The sequence below is a fragment of the Kosakonia sp. MH5 genome (assembly GCF_009935945.1).
Lineage (GTDB): Bacteria > Pseudomonadota > Gammaproteobacteria > Enterobacterales > Enterobacteriaceae > Kosakonia > Kosakonia radicincitans.
Genome location: NZ_QODH01000008.1, coordinates 302,622 through 313,804, shown reverse-complemented (window position 1 = coordinate 313,804; position 11,183 = coordinate 302,622). Strand labels below are relative to the sequence as shown.

Genomic DNA, 11,183 nt, shown 5'->3' with positions numbered 1-11,183 from the left:
ACTGCCGCATTCAGCGCGAGAATGTTGGTTTGAAAAGCAATGCTGTTTACCACATCGATGATACTGGCAATTTTACCGGCGCTTTCAGAAATACCGTTCATGGTGTCATTGACATTCTGCATCATCACACCCCCGCGCGAGGCAATATCTACCGCGCCACGCGCCAGTTCACGCGCCTGTCCTGCGTTTTCAGCATTTTGTTTTACGGCTGCGGTGATCTCTTCCATGCTGGAGGAGGTTCTTTCCAGAGATACCGCCTGCTGATCGGTGTGCCCGGCAATTTCCTGATTACCGGCGACAATATCCTGGGTATTGGTGTTGATCCTCTCAGCACCATCGCGGATCTCCGCAATAACGGAAGTCAGTTGCTCGCGCATCACCCCCATCTCATGTAACAGGCTGGCGTTATCACTGGCTTTTTTATTTACGCTCTGCGATAAATCCCCGGCGGCAATTCGCGATACAACCTCAGCCGCATAACGCGGTTCTCCGCCCAGTGTTTTCAGCGTGCTGCGGTTAATCATATAAACCAGCACCGAGAGCAGGATGCTGATGACAATAAATTCTCCCAGGTTCTGATAAACAGAACCCAGAAATGCTTCATGGATATCATCAACATAAAGACCCGTCGTAATAATCCATCCCCAGGGAACCCAGGGAATGTTGTAGGCAATTTTGGGCTTTGGTTCGGTGTCTCCCGGCCGCGGAAAATTATAGGCGGTGTAACCATCATGGCCATCCTTCGTCACCGTGACCATATCTCTGTAAATATAGACGCCATTGACATCGGCAACATCCGGCCCCTTGCCAATTAACGCGGCATTAATGGGATGCATAATGACCCGTGCCTGGTTATTCAGAATAGTAAAATATCCTGTGTCGCCATAACGTAAGTCTTTAATGATCTGGATTGAACGCTGTTGTGCTTCCTCTTTTGATATCAGCCCCTTATCAACAAGTGCAGCCTGCGTTTTCACCACGTTAAGGGCTAACTGGGAAACATACATTAATTCCTTTTTTCGTAGCGCCAGCTGGTCATCTTTAATTTTTACTGAGCCAAAGAATAATGACCCGGCAAGGCTTAGCAGTGCGACAGCAAGTGGAAGCCACAGTTTATGCGCAAAGGATAATTTCATAGCATGCTAACCTGTTGTTGTTGTATAGGCAGGTATTGCGCAGGCCTTTCGGTATCAGGCTGCGCTTAATCTTTTTATCGGAAATTAAAGAGAAAGAATTAATCGATAATATTGATATATATATTATATATATCCCACTTTTAGTATAATGAACTGAATTGTCTGATAAATAAAACATTAATATGCACTGCGTCATTATACGCAACATTGATACCGATACAGGAGGGCTGGTTTCAGACAACCAGTGACGTGCCAACGATTGTAATCACGTCCGGGAGAGTATTCGCATAATTTTCCAGTTATCACGCAACAGTGACGGGAGGGGGAGCCTGAACTGGCAATACACCGGCGAAAGCGTTCTGCGGGTGTGATCATCGATACATCGTATGGGTTGTTATGAGAAATAGAATTTCAATGCAGTATTTATGGTATATCGTTAATCAGGAAGAACAGCAGAAGTCATGAGAGATTTATGAGCGACAAAAGCAAAGCTTTTCGTCTTCTTCACGAATCCGGAAATACCTTTGTCATTCCTAATCCATGGGACATTGGCACAGCCAGAATACTTGAAAAAATGGGCTTTCTGGCCCTCGCCACAACCAGTGCTGGCCTTGCCTTTTCTCTGGGGGTGGCAGAAGGTCAGGTTTCCTGGCAACAGACAATCCATCATTGCCGGAACATCGCAGCAGCAACCTCTCTGCCGGTGTCAGCCGATCTGGAGAAAGGAACAGGTGACAGTCCGGATAGCGCCGCTGAAACCATTAAGATTGCCGTGGATGCCGGACTTGCAGGCTGTTCCCTTGAGGATTATACCGGCCGACCAGAACATCCTGTCTTCGATTTAAGTCTTGCAGCCGAGAGGATTTCGGCAGCGGCTGAATCACGTGATATTTGTGATCCTGATTTTGTTATTACTGCGCGCGCTGAAAATTTCATGTGGGGCAATGAGGATCTTGATGAAACAATTCTGAGACTTCAGGCCTTCGAAAAAGCAGGCGCAGATGTCCTCTATGCCCCTGGAATTCATGATCTTTCTATGATTCATACCCTCTGCAGGTCTGTTACAAAACCGGTGAATGTTGTCATGGGCTTGCCCGGAAATGTTTACAGTGTTGAAGAACTTTCACATGCCGGAGTCCGGCGTATAAGCGTGGGAGCCTCAATGGCCCGGCTCGCCTATGGAGTGTTTGTTCAGGCTGCACGAGAAATCAGTGGTAATGGCACTTTTTCTTATGCAAAACATGCCATCAGTTTTTCAGAGCTTGAGGCTTTTTTCGAAAAAACTAATCAATAATCAGTTTATTAGCAGGCCTGACAGTATGCACAATTTCTCTGTTTTTCCATTGATTCAGTGCCCGCTTTGAGCTGCTCTCCATTGATTAACACGAACTGATGTTCGCAACGACTGCTCTGGCACAAAACGTATATTCAATGTTCAAAAAGGGGAGAGGGTGCCCTTACGTTGTGCGAGGCCACCCGCCGGTGCTGCGCTGGTAGTACTGATAACGACGAAACTCACAATCAGCACCAGAAACTTTTTCATTTGTTACGTCAATTTACCGTAACGAGAGCGTACCGGGAAAAAGCAGAACTTCACGGAAAATGGCATTAAGGGTAGAGACGTGGCCGTCTTCATGTTCCTTCATATGAAGTCACTAACTTAATCCCAAGGGCCATCATCACGCCACCTGCGGCCCGGTCAAACCACGCTTTTCCGCGAAGGTACAAATTTCGAGGTTTAGACGCAGAAAGAACAATCGCGACAAGCGCATACCAGCTGGCTTCGATTAAAAAGACGAGCAATGCAATGACAACCTTAAAGGAGAGAGCGCTATCTGGTGGAAGAAAGGCGGCAAAAACACTGGCATAGACAATAGCCGTTTTCGGATTACTGAGTTGAGTGGTAAGGCCCAGGAACAGAAATCGTGAAGAGAGTGGAATTGACCGATCATGCAGCTGAACTTCAGCAACAAGAGGGGTACGAGCGCCCCTCCAGATACGGAAGCCTAAATAAGCCAGATAAAGACCACCGCCAACTTTCAGGAGCAAATATAACGACGGGACTGCAAGCAAAACGCCATGAAGTCCCAGCAACGATGCTGTTGCAAAAATCAATCCTCCAACCCCCATCCCCAACGCGGCTAGCAAGCCGTTGAGTCGGCCCATACTTGCCGATGTGCGTGCCACCATCACGAAGCTCGGACCCGGGCTTGCAGCGCCAGCGGCGAGTGCCGTTGCAATGCCAATAATCTCGGGGAGATGTTGCATAAGTCGACTCCTTTGTGAACATGAGGGAATTCTTGAAAGCCGTCAAATTAAGCGGAAACAATAGCATTGAATCTCGCACTCATTCGAGAACGACAACGCCTTGATTTCCTGTACTGCGTGTCACAAACCTGCCTTATTGATATACGCCTGTAAGCCCCCGGCAAGAATATCGAATACCGTTTTACAGGCCTGACTGTGGCGCAAGTCCTCATGCATCACCAGCCAGGTATCAAGACGGAACGCAAAGAAATCAGGCATCAACCGCTTTAATGGGACAGGAAAATCGGCCAGTTGAACCTGACACATCCCTATACCCGCACCTGCGCGAATAAGGTTCAACTGCGCCACATCACTGTCAGTTCGTAAGGTAAATGCTTCACGGTTCAGCTGAGGGTAGTGTTTCAGTGCCTGTAAAATAAACGGCGTCATTTTATCAAAGCCCACAAGCGGATGGCTGAACAGCTCGTCAATACTTTCCGGTTCACCATGCCGGGCCAGATAGGAATGTGATGCATGCAGACCAATTTCAATACGGCCCAACCGACGTGCGATCAGTTGCTCCTGCACCGGTGTGGTCATGCGTACCGCAATATCCACTTCCCGGTTCAATAAATCCTGCATTCGGTTAGAGAGAACCAATTCAATTGTAAGCTGCGGATAATCCTCTTTGATTCGTGCAATCAGGGAAGGAAGAACTTCCGTGCCGATAATTTCACTCGCAGAAACGCGTACCACGCCATGCAACCCGGCGGTGTGCGTGCTGAAGCTGGCGGCCGTTCGCGCAATCATATTGGCCGTGTTTTCCATCGCTTGCGCATGGCCTTGCAGCGCGGCTGCCGCATCCGTGGGTTGCAGGCCAGTCTGCGACCGCGTAAACAAAACCAGGCCAAGGGCGGATTCCAGTGCTGCTATGTGGCGCCCCGCAGTGGGCTGGGTAATGGCAAGCATACGGGCGGCCCCCGACAGGGAGCCTTCTTTCATCACCGCCAGGAAGGTTCGATACCATTCCCATGGAATATTTATAGTCATACAAAAATGCATACCTGCTACCTGATGTCATGCAATTACATTTAGCCCGCGCAAACACTACGATGTCAAGCACACACATCCGGTAAAGGCAAGGCGATGAAAAACAGAAACAAGGTACTCGTACTGGGCGCAACAGGCGGAATCGGTGGCGAAATCGCCCGTAAACTCATTCGCGAAAAATGGGACGTTCATGCACTGCGCCGCAGCGCTCCGCAAAATGAAGAGCCCGCAAATATGCCGTGGATAACGGGTGACGCGCTGAATGCTGAGCAGGTCGCGGCGGCGGCGTCAGAGTGTAGTGTGATTGTCCATGCCGTTAATCCGCCAGGTTATCGAAACTGGGAGCAACTGGTTTTGCCGATGTTACAGAACACCATCAATGCGGCGGAGCGAAACGGTGCCTTAATCGTTCTCCCTGGCACCGTTTACAACTACGGTCCGGACGCCTTTCCACTTTTACGGGAAGACTCTCCCCAAAATCCTGTCACCAGAAAAGGGGCCATACGGGTGCAAATGGAGAAGGCACTGAACGCCTACACGCAGCGTGGCGGAAAAGTGCTGATTCTGCGGGCCGGTGATTTCTTTGGCCCTGACGCAGGCAACAACTGGTTTTCACAGGGATGGATCACGCCAGGTAAACTCCCCCGGACAATTAAAAATCCGGGTAAAGCCGGAACAGGCCATCAGTGGGCCTATCTGCCGGATGTCGCCGAAACGCTGTCTGCGCTGTTGGCGCGTCGGGAGCAACTCGAACCGTTTGCCTGTTTTCATATGCGGGGGCACTGGGATGCCGATGGTACGGCGATGGCAGCAGCCATAAAAAGTGTCGCACAATTTGCGGGTATTAAAGCGAAGATAACCTCTTTTCCCTGGTGGCTTATCTTTGCGATGGCGCCGTTCAATACCACGCTGCGTGAGATGCGCGAGATGCGGTATTTATGGGAACAGCCGATACAGATGGACAATGCAAAACTGATCGACTTTTTAGGCCACGAACCGCATACCCCGCTGATTGAGGCCGTGCGGACTACGTTAATCGGCCAGGGCTGCATTAATCACGCGTCATTCACGCGTTTATGAGCGGATCAGATCGTTTCTGGCACAAAGTGGCAAATCCAGATATAGCCAGGCCGGCTTTGAGCAAGGAGCGGTTCTTTAAGCCATTGTGTATCAGATGTAGGACTAACACTGGCTTGTGATAATCAACCGTGTACAGGTCACTTCACTGCGTCGGCGGGTACAGGCGGGGCTGAATTAAGGTGAAGCCTGCGTAACGCGCTGTCCCGTGCTGTATTCATGCACCGGCTGGAATAAATCAGGGACCGAAAACCGGAAAATCAGAGCTATCGTGCCAGTGACCAGTGACCAGTGACCAGTGACCAGTGACTGTAGTGAAAAGCAAACTTTCCCGGCTTGCTGCTCACACGGTAAAACCTAAATACCTCGCAACTTCAAACGGTTCCGAAAACCTTCTTAGAAGAAGGTTGAACGTGCGAAAAAATCAGAGATACTGTATATAAATACAGTTATATTGAGTTCCTCATTATGCAGCTTTTTTATCCCTTAGAGATTGCCCCCTCTATCCATCTTCCTCTCTTTACGGAGCGGGTACCTTGTGGTTTTCCTGGTCCCGCGCAAGACTATGTTGAAGATAGGCTGGATCTCAATACGCTTTTGATAGCCCATCCTTGCGCCACATATTTTATTAAAGTCAGCGGTGACTCCATGACTGGTGCTGGAATTGGGGATGGTGATCTTCTGGTAGTTGATCGTTCGCTGTCGGCAAGCCATGGCGATATTGTGATTGCTGCTGTAGCTGGGGAGTTTACTGTCAAGGAACTACGTACTCATCCTGTCTTACGCCTGGTTCCACACAATAGCAATTACTCACCCATTACGTTTCATAACCCAGAAGATCTAGAAATATTTGGTGTAGTAACATTTTCAGTGAAGTCACATAAATGACGATGTTTGCTTTGGCCGACGTCAACAGCTTTTATACGTCCTGTGAAACGGTATTCCGCCCGGATTTAAAGGGAAAACCCGTGGTAGTGGTCTCTAACAACGACGGCTGCGTAATTTCGCGTTCAGCAGAGGCAAAAGCGCTTGGCATCGCCATGGGAGAGCCTTTTTTCAAACTGAAAAATAAAACGTTCTCATCTGAAGTGCACGTATTCAGCTCGAACTATGCTCTTTATGCTGACCTCAGTGCGCGGGTTATGCAGACGCTGACGCAGATGGCGCCAGCCATCGAGATCTATTCAATTGATGAAGCCTTTATCGACTTATCCGGCATAGCCAGCTACATGTCGCTGACAGATTTTGGGAAGGCCGTGCGGAACCAGGTACTTAAAAATACCGGGCTCACGATCGGAATCGGAGTTTCGCAAACCAAAACGTTAGCAAAATTAGCAAATTACGCAACAAAACGATGGGCGAGTGCGGGTGGCGTGGTTGATCTATCCGATATATCACGTCAGCGGAAGCTGTTAGAACGAGTGCCTGTGGAGGATGTATGGGGTGTAGGAAGGCGCATCAGCAAAAAACTGAACAATATGGGGATCAATACAGCGCTGGACTTAGCCAATAGCTCACCTTGGGTAATCAAAAAACATTTCAACGTTGTTCTGGAAAGAACGCTGCGTGAGCTGCGCGGTGAGTCGTGCCTGGAGCTTGAGGAATTCGTGCCGGATAAACAACAGATTATGTTCAGCCGCTCTTTTGGGTATCGTATTACCGAGTATGCAGATATGCGCCAGGCTGTCTGCGCCTATGCTGAACGCGCCGCAGCAAAATTGCGTAGCGAACACCAGTTTTGTGCTTTTGTCAGCGTATTTCTACGCACCAGCCCGCACGCAGATAATGAAATTTATTATGAGAACCAATCATCTACGAAACTATCGATACCATCTAATGATACGCGTGACATTATACGTGCATCTACAGAATCACTAGACCGGATATGGGTCGATGGTTATCGCTACATGAAAGCTGGCGTAATGCTTGCTGACTTTTTTAGTCGTGGCACTGCACAGCTTAATTTGTTTGATGATACCGCCCCAAAGGCTAATAGCACTGCACTGATGGCGGTAATCGACGGCATTAACTCGTCAGGAAAAGGAAAGGTCTGGTTTGCTGGTCAAGGCATCCAGAAACCTTGGGCAATGAAGCGTGAAATGCTATCACCATCTTATACTACGCGCTATTCAGACCTGCCTGTCGCTAAATAAAAACTAGTTGTAGTGGTCAACAAAAATTGGCCACGGCTTTAGAGATTTCCAGAACAAGCGTTCTGATTCATTCGGCGTCAAACCACCATTATAGTGAAGAGAGCAAGCCGCTTGCGGCAGAAAATAATAAAGCTACTGAAGTCACATGAAATTTATGCGGCGGGGATGCCAGGCCGTGTCAACCACCGCCTGGCATCATGTACTAGCGATAGCTTAAAAAATTCGCGTCCAGCGGATATCGTTGGCGGGCGGTACCGGGCCGGAAACCGGATCGCTATGACCAAAAATACGCGTGTTGTGCCAAATCTGATTATTCTGCGCCGCTATCCGCACATTAGCGGCAAACTCTGCGATGCCCGGACCGCAAGAGGAAATATAAATTCTTGCCGGAACGGCGTTATTCGCCATATTTCCCTGAACCAGAGCAAGAAAGGTTTCGGCATTAACATCAACAACGCCCGGAGCCGCGTTGCCAATTTCCGTACCATTACCATGGGCAATAACCACAATGGTCGCGCCGTTGATAATATTTAAATTCATGGAACTGACCTGTGCCCACGTATAGCGATTCGTGATGGGGTTCCAGGCGGCATTCAGTTGCGTGTTAACAATATCGGCATCGGTAGACATGAGCATTACAATGGTCATACTGTATCTCCTCTTTGTGAAATATAACCTTTTGATTTAAAGGTGCTTCTATGCTTATCACGACAATAGACAGATAACGGATAAAACAACCCGACAATGTGTTACTGCGTCGCCAATATTAACCAACTGCTTTTTCCCCACCAGTTAGCCAGATAGCCGATGCACTATTCCTGGTGTTGTCTGGCGCAATTCGGTGGCGTCATCATAAGCGGCAATAGGGCATCGATTTATCGTCTCATTCTTAAATACGCGTTGAGTACGAAAATCCTGATGGCGTGCAGTTGATAAAAAAGGGAAAGGTTATTAGCGGTGTACAACCGTCAGGGCAGGGGATTGTTTTTACAATCAATGAGTAAGGCACTACACTTAATGGTTGTTTCTCCATTGGACGGGCCGATGTCAACACTTAAAAGTAATCAGTTCTTTTTTATCATTTTATTATTGCTGGTCAGCGTGGCGTTTTTCGGCCTGATCCAGCCCTATTATTCCGCGATTATCTGGGCGATCATCCTGGCGTTGATTTTCTATCCGCTGCGCATGCAGCTCTCGGTATGGTTGCGCGGGCGTAACGGCATTGCCTCGTTGATCACTGTGTTGCTGATTTGCGTGATTGTGTTTATCCCAATGATGATGGTGCTCTCTTCACTGGCCGTGGAGATCAACAGTCTGTACCAGCGTCTGCAAAATAACGCGACCGATCTGCCGCAGCTATTAAGTAATGGCATTGCACATCTGCCGGACTGGGCGAAGGGCTATCTGCGCGACAATGATTTTGATTCGGTGAATGCAATCCGGGAAAAACTCTCCGGCGTAGCGTTGAGCGTCGGGCGTTACCTGGCGGGCAGCGCGGTGATCATTGGCAAAGGTACGCTGGGCATTACCGTTAGCTTCTGTTTGATGGTCTATCTGCTGTTCTTCCTGCTGAAAGATGGCGCCACGCTGGTGCGCCAGATCTACGAAGTTATGCCGCTGACGGCGACCATTAAGCGTCGCCTGTTTTTGAAATTCGCCGGTGTGGCGCGAGCTACGGTAAAAGGGACGCTGGTGGTTGCCATCGTTCAGGGCGCGCTGGGCGGCATCGGTTTCTGGTTTGCCGGTTTCAACGGCAGCCTGCTGTGGGCGGCGCTGATGGCATTCCTGTCGTTAATCCCGGCGGTGGGAACGGCGATTGTCTGGATCCCGGCGGTGATTTTTCTCTATTCAACCGACGAGTTTGTTACGGCAACGGTGCTGACGCTCTACTTCGTGATCGTCGTTGGTTTGGCCGACAATCTTCTGCGTCCGTTGCTGGTTGGGAAAGATACCCGCATGCCGGATTATCTGATTCTGCTGACCACGCTGGGCGGCCTGCAATTCTTCGGCATTAATGGTTTTGTCCTTGGGCCCATGATTGCTGCGCTGTTTATCACCTCGTGGAATTTGCTGGCGGAAGCGCGGGCGAGCGTTGCAAAAAACAGCCCGCCAACGCCGCCTCAATAAAGGCGCTGCGCGGCAAAGATGCCGTAAAGGGTGCAGGCCACCGTTCGCGTACAGGTTTTGTAGGTTATAAACCAGGCTTTCTGGTAGCGGGCTAAGTCGGGGCGGTTATGGAAAACCGGCCATAAAACGCGATGCACGTAGCCGTGGTAAACATTGTCGTATTCGTTGGGCGCCATCTCCCAACTATGGCCGCACGATTGGCAACGTGACATATATTTCCTCATCGTGAGTTATTACCGGCTGAAGAGGATTATTTATCGCCTGATATAAAGGCGGTATAAAAAGAAAACCACGCACTGCAAAAATAATATAAATTCCATAGCAGAGTAAAGAATTGAAAAGCTTTTGAGTAAAATCCTGGGCTGTGATAGAAATAAGCGGTGTTTAACGACTGAGGACAATTTTCATCCGCATGATGAGAAGCAATTCGCGGATAATTGTAATTATATGGACATTCTGTTCAGCATTTTCAATTCTGTTTTTTCCCGTCACCACTCCTCCTGCTGCCCGCTTGCGGGTGAACAATACTGGCGCTCGGCGCTATAGTCTCCTCCTGCCTGTGCTGGCGCGCTGCGTCCGGCTGATATTGCTGTTTTTCCGGTTTCCCGCGCTGCGGTAAGCCGCGCAAGGGTATATATTCTCAAGCAGGAGAAAAAATGATTTATTGGATATTACTGATCTTAGCAATTATTGCTGAAATAACCGGCACATTGTCAATGAAATGGGCCAGCGTCAACGATAGCCAGACAGGGTTTATTCTAATGCTGGCCATGATTGCGCTGTCGTATATTTTTCTGTCATTTGCGGTGAAAAAAATAGCCCTCGGTGTGGCGTATGCAATGTGGGAAGGCATTGGCATATTATTCATTACCCTGTTCAGCGTATTTCTTTTTGATGAACAACTCCCGGTATTAAAAGTGATCGGGCTGGCAACGTTGGTGTTGGGCATTGTGCTGATTAAATCCGGGACGCGTAAGCCGCGTCAGGAGCGCAATCATGCAGCCGTTTGAGTGGATCCACGCTCTCTGGCTGGTGATGGCGATTGGGCTGGAGATCGTGGCGAATATCTTTCTGAAATTCTCTGACGGTTTTCGTCGCAAACTGTACGGTTGCGGGTCGCTTTTGGCGGTGCTGGCGGCGTTTAGCGCGCTGTCACAGGCGGTGAAAGGGATCGATCTTTCCGTGGCCTATGCGCTGTGGGGCGGATTTGGTATTGTCGCTACGCTGGCGGCGGGCTGGATCCTCTTCGGCCAGCGCCTGAACCGTAAAGGCTGGTTTGGTCTGCTGCTGTTAATTATGGGTATGTTGCTGATTAAACTCGCATAATGTGACGCTGCCCGCGTTTACGGGCAGCGAATTTTGCAGTCTGTATTACGCTTTACTCAATAACTAA

At 49.2% G+C, this 11,183-nt stretch carries 12 protein-coding genes; 7 read left to right on the top strand and 5 right to left on the bottom strand.

What is annotated here, in order from left to right; translation table 11 throughout:
- The coding region (locus tag DK872_RS20825; RefSeq protein ID WP_161518779.1) for a cache domain-containing protein at positions 1-1,136 on the bottom strand (1,136 nt) is incomplete at its 3' end.
- A gap of 472 nt (positions 1,137-1,608) precedes the next feature.
- On the opposite strand from DK872_RS20825, the gene DK872_RS20820 reads away from it, so the two are divergent.
- Positions 1,609-2,430, top strand: a complete 822-nt coding sequence (locus DK872_RS20820; protein ID WP_071920728.1) for an oxaloacetate decarboxylase — start codon at positions 1,609-1,611, stop codon at positions 2,428-2,430.
- A 338-nt stretch (positions 2,431-2,768) separates the two neighbouring features.
- On the opposite strand, the gene DK872_RS20815 is transcribed toward DK872_RS20820, so the two are convergent.
- Both DK872_RS20815 and DK872_RS20810 read right to left on the bottom strand, forming a co-directional pair.
- Positions 2,769-3,404 carry a LysE family translocator gene (locus DK872_RS20815; RefSeq protein WP_035885805.1) on the bottom strand — a complete coding sequence of 212 codons (636 nt, stop codon included), beginning with the start codon at positions 3,402-3,404 and terminating at the stop codon, positions 2,769-2,771.
- A gap of 120 nt (positions 3,405-3,524) precedes the next feature.
- Positions 3,525-4,433 (bottom strand): LysR family transcriptional regulator, encoded by a 909-nt coding sequence (locus tag DK872_RS20810; RefSeq protein WP_071921848.1) that lies wholly within the window; start codon positions 4,431-4,433, stop codon positions 3,525-3,527.
- Between the two features lie 96 nt (positions 4,434-4,529).
- On the opposite strand from DK872_RS20810, the gene DK872_RS20805 reads away from it, so the two are divergent.
- The 3 genes from DK872_RS20805 (at position 4,530) to umuC (ending at position 7,663) form a co-directional block, all read left to right on the top strand.
- Complete coding sequence (locus DK872_RS20805) at positions 4,530-5,513, top strand: NAD-dependent epimerase/dehydratase family protein (protein WP_071920729.1); 984 nt, start codon at positions 4,530-4,532, stop codon at positions 5,511-5,513.
- A 465-nt stretch (positions 5,514-5,978) separates the two neighbouring features.
- Positions 5,979-6,398 (top strand): translesion error-prone DNA polymerase V autoproteolytic subunit, encoded by a 420-nt coding sequence (umuD, locus tag DK872_RS20800; RefSeq protein ID WP_071532063.1) that lies wholly within the window; start codon positions 5,979-5,981, stop codon positions 6,396-6,398.
- A 2-nt stretch (positions 6,399-6,400) separates the two neighbouring features.
- Complete coding sequence (gene umuC, locus DK872_RS20795; RefSeq protein ID WP_007374864.1) at positions 6,401-7,663, top strand: translesion error-prone DNA polymerase V subunit UmuC; 1,263 nt, start codon at positions 6,401-6,403, stop codon at positions 7,661-7,663.
- A gap of 213 nt (positions 7,664-7,876) precedes the next feature.
- On the opposite strand, the gene DK872_RS20790 is transcribed toward umuC, so the two are convergent.
- Positions 7,877-8,311, bottom strand: a complete 435-nt coding sequence (locus DK872_RS20790) for a hypothetical protein (protein WP_035885801.1) — start codon at positions 8,309-8,311, stop codon at positions 7,877-7,879.
- Positions 8,312-8,707: 396 nt separating this feature from the next.
- Here DK872_RS20790 and DK872_RS20785 point away from each other — a divergent pair, with 396 nt between their 5' ends.
- A complete protein-coding gene (locus tag DK872_RS20785; RefSeq protein ID WP_035943637.1) occupies positions 8,708-9,790 on the top strand; it encodes an AI-2E family transporter in 1,083 nt (360 codons plus the stop codon).
- Here the strand turns inward: DK872_RS20785 and DK872_RS27370 are convergent.
- Entirely contained in the window at positions 9,784-10,002 is a 219-nt protein-coding gene (locus DK872_RS27370; protein WP_181951277.1) for a hypothetical protein, read from the bottom strand. The two genes, DK872_RS20785 and DK872_RS27370, sit on opposite strands and share 7 nt — an antisense overlap.
- 444 nt (positions 10,003-10,446) lie before the next feature.
- Here DK872_RS27370 and mdtJ point away from each other — a divergent pair, with 444 nt between their 5' ends.
- Positions 10,447-10,800 carry a multidrug/spermidine efflux SMR transporter subunit MdtJ gene (mdtJ, locus tag DK872_RS20775; protein ID WP_035885798.1) on the top strand — a complete coding sequence of 118 codons (354 nt, stop codon included), beginning with the start codon at positions 10,447-10,449 and terminating at the stop codon, positions 10,798-10,800.
- Positions 10,787-11,116, top strand: a complete 330-nt coding sequence (mdtI, locus tag DK872_RS20770) for a multidrug/spermidine efflux SMR transporter subunit MdtI (protein WP_107146168.1) — start codon at positions 10,787-10,789, stop codon at positions 11,114-11,116. Before mdtJ ends, mdtI begins: the two co-directional genes overlap by 14 nt.
- Positions 11,117-11,183: the final 67 nt, after the last annotated feature.